This window comes from Sphingorhabdus sp. M41, assembly GCF_001586275.1.
Classification (GTDB): domain Bacteria; phylum Pseudomonadota; class Alphaproteobacteria; order Sphingomonadales; family Sphingomonadaceae; genus Parasphingorhabdus.
This window is the reverse complement of record NZ_CP014545.1, coordinates 1,472,868-1,491,532: the sequence shown is the minus strand read 5'-3', so window position 1 is coordinate 1,491,532 and position 18,665 is coordinate 1,472,868. Positions and strand designations below refer to the sequence as shown.

Sequence of the window (18,665 nt, the reverse complement as noted above, 5' to 3'; positions counted from 1 at the left end):
TCTTCTAGCCCTCAATCTGAGAGAAATCAGCGACTTGGTGGACGGCATTGCGGAAGCGTGCCAACAGGGCAAGCCGGGCTTCACGCTTGTCTTCCTCCTCGTCGTTCACCGTCACATCCTCGAAAAACTGGTCAATCGGCCCGCGCAATGCGGCCAGAGCGGTCATCGCGGTTTCAAACTGCTCTGCCTTGATCGCCGCGGTCACTTCCGGCTGCGCCGCGTCTAGCGCGTCGATAAGGGCCTTTTCGGCTTTTTCGGGTGTGTAGGAAAGGGATTTTGCACCATCTTGCTCCGCACTTGATGCGGAGCGCTCTCGGCCGTTCGTCTCGAGCGAAGTCGAGAGACCCTGTCCTGCCGCATCCGTGTCTCGACTACGCTCGACACGAACGGAATTGCCCGCTTCTTTCTTCAAAATATTCGAAGCCCGCTTGTAACCGGCGAGCAGGTTCACGCCATCCGGAGTTTCCACAAAAGCCTGCAACGCCTTAACTCGGGCGAGCAGGCGCACCAGATCGCCTTCACCGCCGAGCGCGAAGACCGCGTCGATCAGATCGTGACGGACGCCCGCTTCGCGTTGCTGGACTTTGAGGCGGTCGGCGAGGAAATCGAGTATCCAACTCTTCACTCGCTCATGCTTGTGAACGAATGTCAGGAAGTCTCCAATTGGGGATTCAACTTCACCTTCTTGGTACTTCACAAATGCTTTTACATCAAAGGCAGCATATTCGAGGTCAAGCTCATGGTAAGCCACACGAATATCACCTACATGCATTGAACCCATTTCGTTTTCATCATCAGGGTAAATGTTCCATTCATCTTTTTGTTGAAAGGTACATTTCAGACCAACCAATGCTGCATCGACGAGTGCATTCAAACTAATTTTCATGTTTGACGTCGTGATCAAGCTCAGGATGCCTATCGCGGCCCGCCTCAAAGCAAACGGGTCTTTCGACCCAGTCGGCTTCTCGTCAATCGCGAAGAAACCAACCAGCGTATCCAGCTTATCCGCCAGACTCACCCAAACCGTAACCGGATCGGTAGGCACTTCATCGCCCTGCCCGACCGGCTTGTAATGATCTCTGATCGCGTGCGAGACTTCCACCGGAAGTCCTTCTTTCTCTGCATAATAACCGCCCATCAAGCCTTGCAGCTCGGGGAACTCGCCGACCATTTCGGTGACGAGATCAGCTTTGCAGAGACGTGCGGCCTGCTTGGTCTGTTCCGGGTCGGCACGGAGTAACCCAGTCCCTTCTAAAGACGCCAACCACTCAGCCAGCTTGGCCACACGCTCTACCTTGTCGGCAACCGTTCCCAATTTCTCGTGGAACACAATGTTGCTCAATTTCTTCGCATGATCCTCCAACTTGGTCTTCTGGTCAAGTTCCCAGAAGAATTTGGCGTCGGAGAGCCGTGCGGCGAGGACTTTCTCATTCCCCGCGATAATTGCCTTGCCGCCATCGCTGGCGGCTATGTTTGCCGTGCAGACAAAATTCGGGGCCAATTTGTCCTCCCCATGCTGCGCATTGGGAGGATATTTGCACACGAAATATTTCTGGTTCACCCGGGCGGTCAGCTGGATCACCTCTTCGGGCACATCCAGAAACGCAGGGTCAAATGATCCCAGCAAAGGCACCGGCCATTCGGTCAGGCCGGCATTTTCGATCACCAGACCTTCGTCCTCGACCAGATCCAGTCCGGCATCCGATGCAGCCTTGGCGGCGCCGTCGCGGATGATGTTCTGGCGTTCTTCATGGTCGACGAGCACATGGCAGGCGCGGAGCTTTTCGGCATAGTCACCGGCATTGCCGATGGTGATCATGCCCTGATGATGAAAACGATGTCCGACAGTATCATAGCCTGACGTCAAGCCGTCAATTTCGCAGGGCACAAGGTCATCGCCGAGGATCGCAACGATGCCGCTCAGCGGTCGCACCCAACGCAGACTTTCGGTGGAAACGCTGGCATCACCCCAGCGCATGGATTTTGGCCATGGGAAAGCTTTGATGATCGCCGGAATGGCTTCCGCCAGCACATCCCTGGTGTCGCGGCCCGGCTTGTTGATCACCGCGAAGAAAGTCGGACGCCCCTTGATATCGCGCACTTCCAGCTGGTCGCGGGTGACGCCATTCTTGCGGCAGAAACCCTCTACCGCCTGATCGGGCGCCGCTTCCGGTGGTCCCTTGGCTTCCTCGCTGACCGCTTCGGTCTGTGCGGGCAGGTCTTTCGCGATGAGGGCAAGTCGCCTTGGCGTCGAATAGACGGTGATCGCGCCGGCTTTCAGGCCTGCTTCTGCCATTTGCGCGGTGAACAGGCGCTCCAGGTCAACGCGGGCCTTGGCCTGCATGCGGGCGGGGATTTCTTCGGAGAGCAGTTCGAGAAGGAAATCGGTCATCTATTTCTTCCTCCCTGTGCGTAGCATGGGGAGGGGGACCGCGCGAAGCGTGGTGGAGGGGCAACCCCTCCGTCAGTCCTTCGGACTGCCACCTCCCCATTGCTGCGCAACGGGGAGGAAAATAGGGTGTCTAGTACCATCACGCTGCCCACCCGTTTTTCGTCATATAGGCTTCGCAACTGCCCTTCGCCAGATCGCGAACGCGGCCCATATAGCTGGCCCGTTCCTGTACCGAGATCACGCCGCGCGCCTGCAGCAGGTTGAACACGTGGCTCGCCTTGATCGCCTGCTCATAGGCGGGAATCGGCAATTTCTTGTCGAGGCAATTTTCGCACTCGGCCGCCGCCTTGTTGAATAGGTCGAACAGGGTTTCGGTATTGGCGACCTCGAAATTCCACTCCGACATCTGCTTCTCATTTTCCAGGAAGATATCGCCGTAAGTCATTCCAGCGCCATTATAATCCAGATCATAAATGCTATCGACGCCCTGGATGTACATGGCCAGCCGTTCGAGCCCGTAGGTCAGTTCGCCAGCCACCGGCTTGCAGTCAAAACCGCCCATTTGCTGAAAATAGGTGAATTGGGTGACTTCCATGCCGTCGCACCAGACTTCCCAGCCCAGCCCCCAGGCGCCGAGTGTCGGGCTTTCCCAGTCATCCTCGACGAAGCGAATGTCGTGCAGCATCGGATCGATGCCGATCACCGACAGGCTGTCGAGATAGAGCTGCTGAATGTCGGGCGGCGATGGCTTGAGGATCACCTGATATTGGTAATAATGCTGCAACCGGTTCGGATTTTCGCCATAGCGCCCGTCGGTCGGACGGCGGCAAGGCTGGGCAAAGGCCGCATTCCACGGATCGGGGCCAAGCGCCCGCAATGTCGTCGCCGTGTGGAAGGTCCCTGCCCCCATTTCCATGTCATAGGGCTGCAGGATCGCGCAGCCGCGATCACCCCAATATTGATGGAGTTTCAGGATGATCTGCTGGAAGCTGAGCGGCTTCGTATCGGTCAAGATGAAGACTTTCTTCGCATGCCAAAAAAGGAGGTGCAATATTTACGCGCTGCTTTGGCGAAAGGGCGGCAGAGGGTCAAGGGAGGAATGGCCTGATCTGCGACCTTATTCGTCATGCTGAACTTGTTTCAGCACCTCTTGAGAACGCGCACAGCCCGTGGAGGTCCTGAAACAAGTTCAGGATGACGGGGGTATTCCAGTGACGGGATTATTCCGCCGCCACCATCTCCACTACTCTCTCCACCGTCACCGACACTGCGTTCAACACGGCATTGCCGGACAGCGGATCAAACCGCTCCGTATCGGTCAGGTCATTGATCGAAACCCCCGGCTTCTCGCGCGCTACCGACAGACCGACGCCTTTGCGGCCATGACCGAAACCATGCGGGATCGAGACCACGCCCGCCATGACGTCATCGGTAATCTCGACCGGGAGTTCGACGCGGTTCACCCGGCTGGAAACTGACGCCATGACGCCATCTATCAATCCGCGGGCGGCCGCATCATCGGGATGGATCATCAATGTGCAACGATCAGGGCCTTTCAGCAGCCGCTTGCTATTGTGCAGCCAGCTGTTGTTCTGGCGGACATGGCGGCGGCCGATCAGGCGGAGACTGTCGGGTTGTTCGTTATCGAGATTTGCGGCGAAGCGCTGCAGCTCGGCGAGAAAATCGGGATGGGCGCAGTGGATCTTCCCGTCCTCGGTGCGCAGCCGCTCGGCCATGCACGGGCGCAGCGGCCCGAGATCTATGCCATTGGGCGCCGCCTCGACCTCGGCCAGCGTCAGTCCGGCGGGCGAGCTTTGCAGCATGCCGTCGAGCACATCGCGCGGTTCGCGGATATTGGGGACGTCCTGCCCGTCCTGCGCCAGGATTTCCCGTGCCAGTTCAGCGATAATTTCCCAGTCGGTCTTCTCGCCGTCCTGCAGTTCGAAGATCGCCGGCGAGTAGCTGGCATAGTTGCGGATCGCCAGCGGCCCGAAGAAGAAGGGATAATGGTCCTTCTCCAGCGGTCCGCAGGGTGGCAATATATAGTCGGCGTGGCAGCTAGTCGCCGTGACATACATGTCGAACGACACCATCAGGTCCAGCCGGTCCAGTGCGCGGTCGAGCTTGGCCCCGTCTGGCGACGACAGCACCGGATTGCCGGTGACCACGAACAGCGACCGAATCCGCTCGTCATCGTCGCGCAGCATTTCATCGGCAAAGGTCACCATCGGCAGTTCGCTCATCACCGAAGCCATTGTGCCGCGCACCGTTTCGGCGGTGCGCACAGACCCCCTGCCCACCAGATTGATCGTGTCGAGCGCTGGCTGCGGCACCATCGTGCCGCCCTCGCGGTCGAGATTGCCGGATGCGATATTGATCACCTGGATCAGCCACTGGTTGAGCGTGCCAAATTCGCAGACCGAGACCCCCATCCGGCCATAGATTGCGGCGGGCTGGTCGGCAGCAAGCTGCGCCGCCATATCCTGCATGGCGGCAACCGAAATCCCGCAATGGGCGGAGAGCCGGTCCAAATCAAAGTCTGCAATCGCTGGTTCGATGGTGCTCCAGCTGTCATCCAAAAGGGCGTCAAGCCGCGATATATCGGCTAGCCCGGCATCAAAAATGCTTTTCAATATTCCGATCAAGAGCGCGGTGTCGGTACCGGGCTTTACGAAATGATGTTCGTCCGCCAGCTTTGCGGTTTCGGTCCGGCGCGGATCGACGACGACCAGCCTGCCGTCACGGGCCTGCATCTCCTTCACCCGCTTCTTGAAGTCGGGCACCGTCCAGATGCTGCCGTTGGACGCCGCCGGGTTGCCGCCGATGATCAGCAGATATTGGCAGCGGTCGATATCCGGAACGGCAGCAAGACTGACGTGACCATACATATGATATTGCACGACATGATGCGGAATCTGGTCGAGCGTCGAGGCGGAATAGAGATTCTTGACTCCGATCGCGTGGCGCAAGGTGCTGATCTGGGTGGAAATACCGTAATCATGGGCGCTGGGATTCCCCATATACATGGCCGGCTTGGCGCCCTGCCCCTTGAGATCGAGCAACTTGGCGGCAATTTCGGAAAAAGCCTGTTCCCAGCCGATTTCCTGCCACTGGCCATCAACCTTTTTCACCGGCTTGTGCAGACGATCGGGATCATCCTGCAAATCGGCAATGGCGGTCGCCTTGGGACAAATATGCCCCCGGCTCAGTACATGATCGGGATTGCCCTTTATCGACAATATCTCTCGTCCGTCGACCTCCACCAACACGCCGCAATTGGCTTCGCAGATATGGCAGGTACGGGCGTGAATCGTGCTCATCGGAAAACTCCTTGAATTAACCATTCGATTAACAGAATTGTGAGGCCGTCGCCAGTGCCACAATATCATCGCGCAAAATTTGCTGGGCATTTGTCGTCAATTGTTCAATGAAGCCCGTCCCACCTTCTGCCGGAGCAACTTTTTCATGCCGCGTAACTGGCTTTTCAGCACCTTACTCTTCCCGCTCTATCTGTCACTCACGGCTTGTCCGGCTGAGAAGGTGCAAATTGCCAGCGCGGGCAGCGAAGCGGTGCCGGCCATTGCTGATACACCCGCGGTCATGCCGGATGACGCTGACCCTGCCCTCTGGGTAATCAAGGACGAAGACACGACCATCTATCTATTTGGTACCGTCCATATCCTCAAGCCCGGCATGACCTGGTTCGACGAGGCGGTGAAGGCCAGCTTTGATGAATCGGACGAGTTGGTGGTGGAAATGATCAAACCCGACCCTGCCGTGATGGTGAAAATCGTCAATGATCTGGCCATCGACAAGACCGGCATCTCGCTGCGCGACAAATTGACCGTTGAAGACCGGGCAGATTATGAAGCGGTTCTAACACGGCTGAACCTGCCGGTCGCCGCATTCGATCCGCTTGATCCCTGGTTCGCCAGCGTCAATATTTCGCTAATCCCGCTGATGCGCAACGGATATGCTGCTGATCAGGGGGTCGAAGATGAATTGCTGGCACAGGCGGCCGCCCGGGAGATGAAGATTACCGGGCTAGAAACGCCTGAGCAACAGCTGGGATTTTTCGACAATCTGCCCGAAGCGGTGCAGATCAGATTTCTAAATTTCACCGTCGATACTGTTGATGATGCGGCAGAAGGCATGGAACAAATGGTTGTCGAATGGGCCAACGCCAATGTTGATGCGCTGGGCGAACTGATGAATGCTGGCCTCGAAGATGATCTTGTATACGAGACGCTGCTGGTCAACCGCAATATCAATTGGGCCGAATGGGTCGATCAGCGGATGGACCAGCCGGGGACCATATTCATGGCGGTTGGCGCGGGCCATCTTGCCGGAGACAGCAGCCTGCAGGCGATTCTGGCGAAAAAAGGGCTTGTTGCAGAACGGATTGAATATTGATTATTCCCAACCCCGGACTTTCTTTTCCCGGCAAGCACACCAGATAGGACTCATGAGAATCTTTACAGCACTCCTGTCGCTCTTCGCTCCATTGTTGCTCGCTGCGTGCAACAATGCGCCCGAACCGGTGACCATGAATACAGTCAAGACCGGCACGCCTGCCATGTGGAAGGTAACCGGCACCCGGCCCGAACAGGTTGGTGTGGCCTATATGTTCGGCACGATCCACATCCTGCCCAACGACGTGCAATGGCGCACACCCGCCCTTGAGGCCGCAATTGCCGATTCGGACCATCTGGTGATCGAAGTGCTGGGACTGGATGATCCCCAGAGCGCCGCCAAGATATTTTCCCGCTTGGCGGTTTCTCCAGGCCAGGAGAAATTGAATGCGCGGATCAAACCATCACTTCGCGACGACCTTGACCGGATCATCGACCAATCCAACATTTCCGAGCGTACGCTCAACCGCATGGAAACCTGGGCAGCGGCGCTCTCGCTGGCATCCGCCCAGACCAGAGGACTGGGACTGGATTCCAGCAGCAGCGTCGAGAAGAAACTCACCGCTCAGTTTAAGGAATCGGGCAAGCCGATTGAGGCACTTGAAACCATAGAGCTGCAGCTGGGTTATTTCGACAAGCTCCCAGAAGCGCAGCAGCGGCAAATGCTGACCAGCGTGATTGAAGATTCAGCCGATGCCCAGCAAGCCTTTGAAAAATTGTTCAACGCCTGGATGACCGGTAATATTGAAGAGATAGTGACGCTGTCCGATGCTGGCATATTGACCGATCCCAAGACTCGCCAATATCTGCTGGTGGCCCGCAATCTGAATTGGGCGGAGCAACTCGATTTGCGCCTGCAAAAGCCAGGAACCTCGCTGGTCGCTGTCGGCGCGGCCCATCTCGTCGGACCGGATGCGGTTCAGGAAACGCTCGCGAAACGCGGGTATAAAATCGAAAAAATCCAATAATCAGGGCATTGCATGACATTTATATTTGATCGGGAAACCGCGCTAATCGCGCAGGGAGATGGCCAGTTTACGATTGAGGCCAGCGACATATACCGTAATCCCACCGGAATGGCTTTTGGCGGTTGGGTCGCGGCAGTAGCCGGGCGCGCTGTGACAATGCATCCGGAATGCCGCGGACCGCTGGTTGCGCAGCAGATCGTCTACATGACCGGTGTTGGTCCCGGCGAGGTAACGCTCTCCGTCAAGCTGCTTCGCGCCGGTTCCTCGACGCAATTCTGGCGCGTGGAATTGTCGCAAAATGGTTCGCTGACGAACGCAGCAGATATCGTCACCAGCACCCGTCGGCCCACGGATATCGATTATCAGGTGGAAATGCCGACGACCAAATCGCCGGAAGAATCCATAGCCCTGCCCTCGGTCAACCCCATGGCACCGGAATGGGTTACGCGTTATGACCAGCGCATCGCCAAGGGCATGCCGTTCGCCGTCAATGATTCGCCCGAAGCCATTGTCTGGATCAGGGAAGCGGACGGTCGTCCGGTCGACCGGATAAGCCTTCTTTCGATTCTCGATACACCAATGCCCAGAACCTTTTTCGTCACCGAACAATTCCGCCCTGGCTCTACCGTGTCCATGGCGACCTATATCTACGCGAGCGAGGAAGATCTGGCGGCTGCCGGTATCGATTTCATGCTGCTGCGAGTGACTGGCGCGACTGTCCGCAACAGCGCCACTGACGGACGGGTCGAGATCTGGTCGCAAAGCGGCATATTGCTGGCGACGAGTTCCCAGATCGGATTCTTCCGCTAGGCTGGTTCCGCGCCGCAAAGCCCTTGCTTTTGCGATGGTCCGACCTTATAGCGCCCTCTTTCCGACCATGAGCACCCTGGAGGCGTGGCGGAAATCTAACAAAACCTTATTTTTGGAGCAACATTATGAGTGATCAGCTGACTATTTCAGCCGAGCCACGCGAACGGGCTGGCAAGGGAGCCTCCCGTGCACTGCGTCGTGAAGGCCGTATCCCCGCCGTTATTTATGGCGACAAGAAAGAAGCCATTGCAATCCACGTCGAAGAACGTGCGTTGAACAAGCTTCTCGGCACCGGCCATTTCATGAACTCGCTGGTTCAGGTAGAAGTCGACGGGAAGAAAACCCGCACTCTGCCAAAGGATGTTGCTTTTGACCCGGTCACCGACCGTCCGCTCCATGTTGACTTCTTCCGCCTTGCAAAGGGCGCGAAGGTACAGGTCAACATTCCTGTTGTCTTCATCAACGAAGAAGATTCGCCTGGCCTGAAACGTGGCGGCGTCATGAACGTTGTCCGTCACGAACTCGACCTGATGTGCGATGCGGATCATATCCCTGACCAGATCGAAATAGACGTTACCGGACTGGAAATTGGTGATTCGATCCATATTTCCAGCATCACCCTGCCCGCTGGCGCGGAAAGCTCGATCACCGATCGTGACTTTACTATTGCTGGCGTGACTGCACCATCTGCGCTCAAATCTTCCGACGACGAAGCCGAAGAAGATGCAGCCGGTGAAACAGAAGTCACCGAGCAGGATGCCGATACGGTCGAGGGCGAAGACAGCTAGACCTTCAGCCATCAAACAATGTAACGAAAAACCGTCCATGCTACATTTACAAAGCATGGGCGGTTTTTTTGTCATTCAACAAGCTCAAGGCGAGCTGGAAGAGCGTTAGAAAATGCAACTATGGGTCGGCCTTGGCAATCCGGGCGCGCAATATGCGATGCACCGGCACAATGTCGGCTTCATGGTGATCGACGCGCTTGAGGAAGTGCATGGCTTTCCCCCGCCCAAGCAGAAATTCAAGGGCTGGACCATGGAAGCGCGGCTGGGCGGCGAAAAGCTGGTCCTGCTAAAGCCCGCGACTTTCATGAACGAAAGCGGCCAGAGCGTGCGCGCAGCACTCGATTTCTACAAATTGCAGCCGGAAGATGTCACTGTCTTTTACGACGAACTGGATCTCGAGCCGTTCCGGATCAAGGTGAAACGCGGCGGCGGTGCAGCGGGCCATAATGGCATCAGATCGATGATCGCGCATATCGGACCGGATTTCCGCCGGGTGCGTATCGGCATCGGCCATCCCGGCCACAAGGCGCGAGTCACAGGGCATGTTCTGGGCAATTATGCCAAATCGGAAATTGACGATCTGGCGGATATGCTGGGCATCATCGCCGCAGAAGCAGACTGGCTGGCCAAAAATGATGATGCGCGCTTCATGAGCGAAGTCGCGATGCGGATGCAGGAATAGAGAATAGTTTAGAACAAAATCGCCACCCTGAACTTGATTCAGGGTCCAGAGCGTATATGCGCAACTTTTGAACGATTTGGCACGGGATGCTGAATCAGGTTCAGCATGACGGAGTTAGTAAAATGGGTTTCAAATGCGGTATCGTTGGCCTTCCCAACGTCGGAAAATCAACGCTTTTCAATGCACTGACCGAAACACAGGCAGCGCAGGCGGCGAACTATCCGTTCTGCACGATCGAGCCGAATGTCGGCCAGGTCGCCGTGCCCGATCCGCGACTGCAGCAGATTGCCAAAATCGCCAGCAGCGCCAAGATTATCGAAACACAGCTCGCTTTTGTCGACATCGCCGGTCTCGTAAAGGGCGCATCACAAGGCGAAGGGCTTGGTAATCAGTTCCTCGGCAATATCCGCGAAGTCGATGCCATCGTCCATGTGCTGCGCTGCTTCGAGGATGACGATATCCAGCATGTCGCGAACAAGATCGACCCGATTTCCGACGCGGAAGTGGTCGAGACCGAACTGCTGCTCTCCGATCTGGAAAGCCTCGAAAAACGCGTCCCTGCCTTTCAGAAAAAAGCGACCAGCGGCGACAAGGAAGCAAAAATTGCCGCCAGCGTATTGGGTCAGGCGCTGGAATTGCTGCGCGAAGGCAAGCCGGCGCGGCTCACTCAGCCCGAGGGCGAGGAAGAGCAGAGAATTTTCGACCAGTCGCAACTGCTGACCGCCAAGCCGGTGCTTTATGTCTGCAATGTCAGCGAGGCCGATGCGGCCAAGGGCAATGATCTGAGCGCTGCCGTATTTGAAAAAGCCAAGGCCGAGGGCGCGGAAGCAGTGATCGTGTCTGCCGCGATCGAGTCCGAACTTGTTGAGATGGATCCGGACGACCGGGCCGAATTTCTGGCCGAGCTCGGCCTCGAAGAATCGGGCCTCGCCCGGGTGATTCGCGCCGGTTACCAGCTGCTGGATCTGCAGACCTTCTTCACCGTCGGTCCCAAGGAAGCCCGCGCCTGGACCGTGCACAAGGGTGCCAAGGCCCCCGAAGCGGCCGGCGAAATCCACAGCGACTTCGAGCGCGGCTTCATTCGCGCCGAAACCATTGCCTTTGACGACTATGTCGCGCTTGGCGGCGAAAGCGCTGCTCGCGACGCCGGTAAGCTACGCCAAGAGGGCAAGGAATATGTCGCTAAAGACGGCGATATCTTCAATTTCAAATTCAATGTCTAAATTGTCACATTGTTCAGCTAGGCGATATTGATCCGGGAGAAAGCAGCATGTTAAGGTCCATTTTTTCGCTGATTATGGCAAGTCTGCTGCTCGCCGGTGGCCCTGCCTTTGCTGCGACCACTCCCGAACAGGACGATTCGGGTAGCGAAAAAGTTGAACAACGCGAGCCGGTCACGATATTGATCTCGATCGACGGCTTCCGGCCCGATTATCTCGAACGCGGGATTACACCGCATCTCAGCGCACTGGCGGCTTCCGGCATATATGCGCCGATGCGCCCTTCTTTTCCGAGCAAGACCTTCCCCAATCACTGGACGCTTGTGACCGGCAAAACACCGGATCATCACGGGATCGTCGGCAATACCATGGAAGATTCGGCGCGACCGGGCGAAGTTTTCAAAATGGCGACCAAGGATCCGTTCTGGTGGAGTCAGGCCGAGCCTATCTGGATCACTGCCGAAAAACAGGGCATCCGTTCCGCCACTATGTTCTGGCCCGGGTCGGAAGTGAATTTCGATGGCATCCGACCAGCGGACTGGTGGCCGTTCAGCCAGGATCTGTCCAATGATCGACGGATCAACGCGATCATCGACTGGATGCGGCGGCCAGCCAATATCCGGCCCAAGCTGGTTACACTCTATTTTGATACGGTCGACACGGCAGGCCATTATTTTGGCCCCGCGCCAGGCGAGAAACTGCACGCCGCGATCACCTCCGTGGACGGTGAGATCGGTCGCTTGAAACAGCAACTGGAGGCCATGGGACAGCCGGTCAATTTCGTGATCGCGTCGGACCATGGCATGACCGAAACCGCACCGGAACGGATCATACATCTCGACCGGATCATGGCGCGCGACCAATATCACCTGGTCGAAGACGGCAATTATGCCGGTGTCGAGCCGCTGGACGGCAATATCGATGCGTTGCGCGCAGCCTTCATTCGCCCACACGAGCATATGCAATGCTGGGATCGCGAGAATATCCCGGACCATTTCGCTTATGGCACAAATCCGCGTGTGCCTTCGATCCTCTGCCTGCCGGAAACCGGCTGGGTGGTCTATCAGGATGTCCCGGAATGGATGACCGGAATTGGTGGCGGCCATGGCTATGATCACCGGGAACCCGACATGTTGGCCTTCTTCCTGGCGAGCGGCCCTGCCATTAGCCCAGGCGGTCAGTTACCGGCCTTCGACAATGTGGACATTTACTCGCTTGTCGCCAAATTGGCCGGTGTCACGCCCCAAGCGAGCGATGGCGATCTGACCCCATTTGCATCCTCACTGCGGCCCTGAAGGCTACTGCCATGCTCTATTATGAAGATATCGAAATCGGTGCGGTCCAGAAATTTGGCCATTATCAAGTCACGCGAGAGGAAGTCATCGAATTCGCTTCAAAATATGACCCGCAACCCTTTCACCTCGATGACGAGGCTGCCGCCAAAACCCATTTTGGCCAATTGTCGGCCAGCGGTTGGCATACCGGATCCATGGCCATGCGGATGATCGTGGACAATTTCAAAAAACAGCAACAGGCGGGACTGGGCTCTCCGGGGATTGACAAGCTGCGCTGGGTCAAACCGGTATTCCCCGGTGATATCCTGCGCTGCGAAAGCCAAATACTGAGCAAAAGGCGATCGAAAAACCGGCCCGAAATGGGGATTACCACGGGCATCTTGACCGTTTTCAACCAGAATGATGAGCCGGTTATGACCATGGAAAGCACCGGGCTGATCGCAGCCCGCAATACGGAAGCACCAGCGGCAGACTAGCTTCCCGACACCCCCGACCAAGCGAGGCTTTGCCAAAGAATATACTGATTTATCAGCCTATTAACCTATGTATTATCAGGTAAATTACGGTCAAATATTTTGACAAACATTGATCACAGACACTAATATTTTTTCCCTGCCCAGCGTGCAGCTGCTGGCCTTTGAAAAATATTGGGAGTATTGGATGAGAAATAGCAATGACTGGGACGGTCTCGAAGAACGGGACGAGCATGATGAACGGCTGGTCAAGCGAGCCGCTGCGAAAATCTGTCGGCAGGATGGCCCATGGATTCCGGTTTCTGTTGGGAACATATCGATCTACGGTGCTCAGGTGGAGAGCGATACCAAAGTTGAAATCGGCGAAGCGGTCAGCCTCTCTGTCGAAGGATTGGGTGATTTCGATGGTGTAGTCCGCTGGAGCCGCCACAATCATTTTGGCGTCCGCACTTTCGATACAATCAATGTTGGTCTCTTCGACGACCGATATTAACGAAAAAAAATGGCCGGTTTGTTTTCGTCCTAATAGTCACCCGACATTCTCAAATGCCATTTTCACCTGATTCCGGATTGGTCCGTCAGCATCATTGCAAAATGTCGCTATCGGCCATTCTGGTATAGAAAAGACTGACCGGATCGCTGTTTTTGGCGCTGCACGTCTTCAGATCAACTATCCTGTCTCCCCGGAAACCGGTCAATTCCGTGCCATCGTCACTCAATGTCAGCCCCATGCCAACCCATATTTGCAGCGCGCATTTCTTCTGCATCGCCCGCGAAAACGGGCCGCGATGCGCGCCGTAAATCAGATTTCCGTGAACGGTTGCGGTGAAATCTATATCATTTTCGTCATTGTTCGCCGACCGCTTTTGATATCGGGAAGTCAGGCTCGACCCGTCCTGGGTGAAATAGAGAATGTCACCGTCAGCCTGCTGCCAATAGCCGGTCAAATCGCTATCGGCTTTTTGGGTTTCACCAGCCTCGGATCGCGCATCGGCGGCGACGCCGTTGACCATCATCAGGGCAGCAAATGCATAGGCCGCAAGGCGGTCTCTCATGGCAAACTCCAGTTTCATCCTGAACCGGAGCCTAATGCACTCCGTCCAACAAGCAATGACCTAGATCACAAATGGCCGATTTTGCGGCAATTGGCTCACTTGCGGCCAAATAGCTTTTCCACATCATCGAGTGCCAATTTCACCCAGGTCGGCCGTCCGTGATTGCACTGGCCGCTGTGCGGAGTCACTTCCATCTCGCGCAGCAGCGCATTCATTTCAGCAACGCTCAACACCCTGCCGGCCCGGACCGAGCCGTGGCAGGCCATGGTCGACGCGACATGATCGACCCGCTCCTTGAGGCTGAGCGCCTGATCAAAAGCGCCAAGCTCGTCGGCCAGATCATTGACCAGTTCCTTGACGTCACCAGAGCCCAGCATCGCCGGCGTTGCCCGCACCAGCATCGCAGTCGGACCAAAACGCTCCAGATCCAGTCCGAATTCCGACAATTCCGCAGCGCGCGCCTCGAGCCGGTCGCAGGCATTTTCGTCCAGCTCGACCACTTCTGCCATCAGCAGCGCCTGCGATGCCACCGTGCCGCCTTCGACGGCCTTGCGCATGCGTTCGAGCACAAGCCGTTCGTGCGCTGCATGCTGGTCAACGATCACCAGCCCGTCTTCCGCTTCGGCAACAATATAGGTTTTCGCGACCTGTCCGCGGGCGATGCCCAGCGGATGGCGGCTGGCCTCCGGTACTGGCCCCGAAGCCTCCTCTGCCCTGCCCATCAGCGGCGCGATATCCTCGCGCAGATCCATCTCGGCAAAGGCAGTATGACCATCATGCACCGTGGCAGACGGATAAGGTTGCTGCGCCACGCTGGCTCTGCCCTGCGAGGTAAATATATTGGTTTGCGGATCGGGCGCCACAGGCTCGCTCTGCCATCTGCCGAGGGCCGATTCCGCCGGGCGCTGGACCGCGCGAAATCCGCCTTCATCGAGCGCCTTGCGGAGGCCACTGACAATCATGCCGCGGATCATTGCCGGTTCGCGAAAGCGCACTTCGGTCTTCGCCGGATGGACGTTCACATCGACCAGTTCGGGCGGCATATCGATGAACAGGGCGACAACGGGGTGGCGGTCCCGCGCGAGCATCTCGGCATAAGCACCGCGCACCGCGCCGACCAGCAGCCGGTCCTTCACAGGGCGGCCGTTGACGAACAGAAACTGATGATCGGCAACCCCGCGATTATAAGTCGGCAAGCCTGCCACGCCGGTCAGACGAATTTCTTCCCGTTGCAGATCGACGCCAACGCTATTGCCGCGCAGATCGCGGCTGGTCAGAGCGGCGACCCGTTCCGGACCGGTTTCCCCGGCCTGAACCGCTATCGCCTTGCGCCCCTGATGCTCCAGCGTGAAGCCGATATCGGGGCGTGCCATTGCCAAGCGCCGGACGATATCGGTACAGGCCGCATATTCGCTGCGCGCCGTGCGGAGGAATTTGCGCCTTGCCGGCACTTTGCCGAACAATTGCTCCACCCGCACTTTCGTTCCCGGCGGAATCGCCGTCGGCCCCTCCTGCACCAGTTCGCCATGATCGATCACCCGGGACCAGCCATCCTCGCCAGCCATGCGACTTTCGATTGTGAGCCGCGCCACGCTAGCAATGGACGGCAGGGCTTCTCCACGGAACCCCATGGTTGTCACCAGCTCAATTGCCTCGTCCGGAAGTTTCGATGTCGCATGGCGTTCGAGCGCGAGAGAAATGTCGTCCCGGCTCATACCGCAGCCATTGTCGGAGACCTGGACAAGATCGAGCCCGCCTTCCTCCAGACGAATATTGATCTGGCTGGCCCCGGCATCAATCGCATTTTCGACCAGCTCTTTCAGGGCGCTGGCCGGGCGCTCGACCACCTCACCGGCAGCGATCCGATTTATCAGGCTATTTGGGAGTCTTCTTATTGACATAATGGCGTTCCTAGCCCAAGCGACCTTACCAAGCGACCCCTGATTTTTTGGGCGATTCCCATGGTTAACCTCATGACCCGTTCAGCTTGATTATCGCTTGGTTTAATTGTTGCAGCAAGCTCTGCAAATATAAGAAATTACGGACAAAAATATGTTTGAAAATCTGTTCAAGTTCCGTTCGCAAGATTTGGCGATCGACCTCGGCACCGCTAATACTGTGGTTTATTTGCGCGGCCAGGGTATCGTTCTCAACGAACCATCGGTCGTTGCGATCGAAACCATCAACGGCGTGAAAAAAGTCAAAGCCGTCGGCAATGACGCGAAGATGATGATGGGCAAGACCCCTGACAGTATCGAAGCCATTCGACCATTGCGCGACGGTGTTATCGCCGACATCGATGTCGCCGAGCAGATGATCAAGCATTTCATCCAGAAAGTGAACGGCAAGAGCAAGCTGTTCAGCTATCCCGAAATCGTGATCTGTGTGCCCAGCGGTTCGACCTCGGTCGAACGCCGTGCCATTCGCGATGCCGCTTCCAACGCCGGCGCCCGTCAGGTATTTTTGATCGAAGAGCCGATGGCAGCCGCCATTGGCGCCGACATGCCCGTCACCGAACCGATTGGCTCCATGGTCGTCGACGTAGGCGGCGGCACCACCGAAGTCGCCGTGCTTTCCTTGCGTGGTCTGGCTTATACGACTTCCGTCCGCACCGGCGGCGACAAGATGGACGAAGCGATCGTTTCCTATGTCCGCCGTCATCACAATCTGCTGATCGGTGAAACCACCGCCGAGCGGATCAAGAAAGACTTTGGCGTTGCACAGGCTCCTGCCGATGGCGTGGGTCACACCATCCATATCAAGGGCCGGGATCTGGTGAACGGCGTTCCGAAAGAAATTTCGATCAACCAGGGCCAGATTGCCGAAGCGCTGAGCGAGCCGATCGGCACGATCATCGAAGGCGTTCGTATCGCGCTGGAAAATACGGCACCGGAACTGGCTGCCGATATTGTCGATCAGGGCATTGTCCTGACCGGCGGTGGCGCTCTGATCTCTGGCCTCGACGCAGCGCTTAGCGACGAAACCGGTTTGCCGGTGACGGTTGCCGAAGATCCGCTGGCCTGCGTGGCCATCGGAACGGGCCGAGCAATGGAAGATCCGATGTTCAGAGGCGTCTTAACCACTGCCTGATTTCGAGCATATGATGGAACAACGATAGGAAGCGAAAGGATAAACCGATATGGCGCCGCCAAACAATCGGCGTCCAGGATTTTCCAAGCGGGCGCAGTACAGCATATTCGCCAGCTATTTGCTGGGCATATTGGGAGCGGTCTTGGGACTGCTTCTGTTGCTCATCTCGTTCATCGATCCTCAGGGGTTTTCAGCGCTTCGCACCATAGGTGCTGAAACCATGGCGCCAGTCAGCAAGTCGCTCACCGAAATCGGTGGCGCAACGGGCAGCGCCGGCGATGAAATTTCTGCCTATTTCAACGCAGCATCCAAAAATGCCGCCATGCAGCAGGAACTTGAGCAGAATCGCATAGAAATCCTGGAAGCCCGTGCCCTCAAGCAAGAAAATGAACGTCTCAAGCGGTTGCTAAAGCTGGACGAGGAAGTGCCCGATTCAATCGCCATGGCGCGATTGATCAGTTCGACAGCCTCGAGTTCGCGGCGAATCGCAACCTTGGGTGTCGGCAGCAGCAGTGGACTCGAACCCGGCCAGCCCGTGCGCTCGCCGGAAGGACTGGTCGGACGCATATTGGAAACCGGACCGACGACGGCCCGCGTACTGCTGGTGTCGGACGGCAAGAATGTCACCCCCGTGCAGCGCGCCAGTGATAGCCTGCCCGCCTTCGCCACCGGTCGCGGCGACGGGACAGTGGACATACAACCGATCAACATCGGCACCAACCCGTTCAAGGGCGGCGACCTCATGATCACTTCGGGCAGCGGCGGTCTGTACAGCCCCGGCATTCCAGTAGCTGTCGTCATTCGCAAAACCGAAACCGGTGCCATAGGCCGGGTATTGGCCAATCCTGCCAAGGTCAGCCACGCGATTGTCCAGCCCATCTTCCAGGCTGAAACGATGCGCCAGATCGAAAAATATTCCGAAACGGACGCAGATCAGGAAACCGGCGAATAGTGCCCCGTTCCCGTCAATCCAGGATTGGCCGGCAACCATCTCAGTTGCGGATCAAGGCGATACCGCCCTTGACCGTTGTCATGGGCTCGATGATCACGGCCCTGCCGATCATCACCGATTATCCGATTTTGCCGCCCATGGGCTTGATGGTGGTACTGGCCTGGCGGTTGATTCGCCCTGGATATTGGGCCGTCTGGGCCGGGTTTCCGCTGGGTCTGATCGATGATATTTTTAGCGGACAGCCACTGGGCAGCGCCGCGTTTCTCTGGTCGGTGATTTTCATCCTGCTCGAAGGCGTCGACAGGAAAGCGGTGCGCCGTGACTATTGGCAGGATTGGCTTATCGCCTCCACTGCCATGATAATTGTGCTAATAGGCGGCATGCTGATCGTCGATTTTCAATCCAATTTACTGCGGCTCGACTTGCTGGTGCCGCAAATCTTGCTGTCGGTCCTGCTCTATCCGTTTGTCGCTCGGCTGATCGGGGCGATCGATAACTGGCGGGTGGCTTCGTGAAACCGGCCAAAAC

17 protein-coding genes are annotated in these 18,665 nt (G+C 57.0%); 12 read left to right on the top strand and 5 right to left on the bottom strand.

Annotated elements, in window-relative coordinates; translation table 11 throughout:
* Positions 1–4: 4 nt before the first annotated feature.
* The 3 genes from glyS to AZE99_RS07105 form a co-directional block, all read right to left on the bottom strand.
* Complete coding sequence (glyS, locus tag AZE99_RS07115; RefSeq protein WP_067199266.1) at positions 5–2,392, bottom strand: glycine--tRNA ligase subunit beta; 2,388 nt, start codon at positions 2,390–2,392, stop codon at positions 5–7.
* 139 nt (positions 2,393–2,531) lie between these two features.
* Complete coding sequence (locus AZE99_RS07110; RefSeq protein ID WP_231862713.1) at positions 2,532–3,404, bottom strand: glycine--tRNA ligase subunit alpha; 873 nt, start codon at positions 3,402–3,404, stop codon at positions 2,532–2,534.
* 208 nt (positions 3,405–3,612) lie between these two features.
* Positions 3,613–5,712 (bottom strand): molybdopterin oxidoreductase family protein, encoded by a 2,100-nt coding sequence (locus AZE99_RS07105; RefSeq protein WP_067199261.1) that lies wholly within the window; start codon positions 5,710–5,712, stop codon positions 3,613–3,615.
* Positions 5,713–5,857: 145 nt separating this feature from the next.
* On the opposite strand from AZE99_RS07105, the gene AZE99_RS07100 reads away from it, so the two are divergent.
* The 9 genes from AZE99_RS07100 to AZE99_RS07060 all read left to right on the top strand — a co-directional run bounded on the left by AZE99_RS07100 (position 5,858) and on the right by AZE99_RS07060 (position 13,533).
* The gene (locus AZE99_RS07100; protein ID WP_082788466.1) at positions 5,858–6,805 is read left to right on the top strand and encodes a TraB/GumN family protein; all 948 of its coding nucleotides are present in this window, start codon (positions 5,858–5,860) and stop codon (positions 6,803–6,805) included.
* 52 nt (positions 6,806–6,857) lie between these two features.
* Positions 6,858–7,772 (top strand): TraB/GumN family protein, encoded by a 915-nt coding sequence (locus tag AZE99_RS07095; RefSeq protein ID WP_067199259.1) that lies wholly within the window; start codon positions 6,858–6,860, stop codon positions 7,770–7,772.
* A 12-nt stretch (positions 7,773–7,784) separates the two neighbouring features.
* Positions 7,785–8,582, top strand: coding sequence for an acyl-CoA thioesterase (locus AZE99_RS07090; RefSeq protein WP_067199257.1), 798 nt, complete (start codon positions 7,785–7,787; stop codon positions 8,580–8,582).
* Positions 8,583–8,707: 125 nt separating this feature from the next.
* Complete coding sequence (locus AZE99_RS07085; RefSeq protein WP_067199255.1) at positions 8,708–9,370, top strand: 50S ribosomal protein L25/general stress protein Ctc; 663 nt, start codon at positions 8,708–8,710, stop codon at positions 9,368–9,370.
* A 112-nt stretch (positions 9,371–9,482) separates the two neighbouring features.
* Complete coding sequence (gene pth, locus AZE99_RS07080) at positions 9,483–10,052, top strand: aminoacyl-tRNA hydrolase (RefSeq protein ID WP_067199253.1); 570 nt, start codon at positions 9,483–9,485, stop codon at positions 10,050–10,052.
* A gap of 122 nt (positions 10,053–10,174) precedes the next feature.
* The gene (ychF, locus tag AZE99_RS07075) at positions 10,175–11,275 is read left to right on the top strand and encodes a redox-regulated ATPase YchF (protein WP_067199250.1); all 1,101 of its coding nucleotides are present in this window, start codon (positions 10,175–10,177) and stop codon (positions 11,273–11,275) included.
* 47 nt (positions 11,276–11,322) lie between these two features.
* Positions 11,323–12,567, top strand: coding sequence for an alkaline phosphatase family protein (locus tag AZE99_RS07070; RefSeq protein ID WP_067199248.1), 1,245 nt, complete (start codon positions 11,323–11,325; stop codon positions 12,565–12,567).
* Between the two features lie 11 nt (positions 12,568–12,578).
* Positions 12,579–13,043, top strand: a complete 465-nt coding sequence (locus AZE99_RS07065) for a MaoC family dehydratase (RefSeq protein WP_067199245.1) — start codon at positions 12,579–12,581, stop codon at positions 13,041–13,043.
* A 184-nt stretch (positions 13,044–13,227) separates the two neighbouring features.
* Positions 13,228–13,533, top strand: coding sequence for a PilZ domain-containing protein (locus AZE99_RS07060; protein ID WP_156472145.1), 306 nt, complete (start codon positions 13,228–13,230; stop codon positions 13,531–13,533).
* A 91-nt stretch (positions 13,534–13,624) separates the two neighbouring features.
* Here AZE99_RS07060 and AZE99_RS07055 read toward each other — a convergent pair whose 3' ends face one another.
* Both AZE99_RS07055 and mutL read right to left on the bottom strand, forming a co-directional pair.
* Positions 13,625–14,095 carry a hypothetical protein gene (locus tag AZE99_RS07055; protein ID WP_156472143.1) on the bottom strand — a complete coding sequence of 157 codons (471 nt, stop codon included), beginning with the start codon at positions 14,093–14,095 and terminating at the stop codon, positions 13,625–13,627.
* A gap of 95 nt (positions 14,096–14,190) precedes the next feature.
* The gene (gene mutL, locus AZE99_RS07050; protein ID WP_067199239.1) at positions 14,191–15,996 is read right to left on the bottom strand and encodes a DNA mismatch repair endonuclease MutL; all 1,806 of its coding nucleotides are present in this window, start codon (positions 15,994–15,996) and stop codon (positions 14,191–14,193) included.
* Positions 15,997–16,147: 151 nt separating this feature from the next.
* Between mutL and AZE99_RS07045 the strand changes: the two genes are divergently transcribed.
* Genes AZE99_RS07045 through mreD form a run of 3 tightly spaced genes read left to right on the top strand, consistent with a single transcriptional unit; the run spans position 16,148 to position 18,652 of the window.
* Positions 16,148–17,185, top strand: coding sequence for a rod shape-determining protein (locus AZE99_RS07045; RefSeq protein WP_067199236.1), 1,038 nt, complete (start codon positions 16,148–16,150; stop codon positions 17,183–17,185).
* Positions 17,186–17,234: 49 nt separating this feature from the next.
* Positions 17,235–18,137: a rod shape-determining protein MreC gene (gene mreC / locus AZE99_RS07040; RefSeq protein ID WP_067199233.1), complete on the top strand. Its 903-nt coding sequence runs from the start codon at positions 17,235–17,237 to the stop codon at positions 18,135–18,137.
* Positions 18,137–18,652, top strand: a complete 516-nt coding sequence (gene mreD, locus AZE99_RS07035; RefSeq protein ID WP_156472141.1) for a rod shape-determining protein MreD — start codon at positions 18,137–18,139, stop codon at positions 18,650–18,652. Before mreC ends, mreD begins: the two co-directional genes overlap by 1 nt.
* Positions 18,653–18,665: the final 13 nt, after the last annotated feature.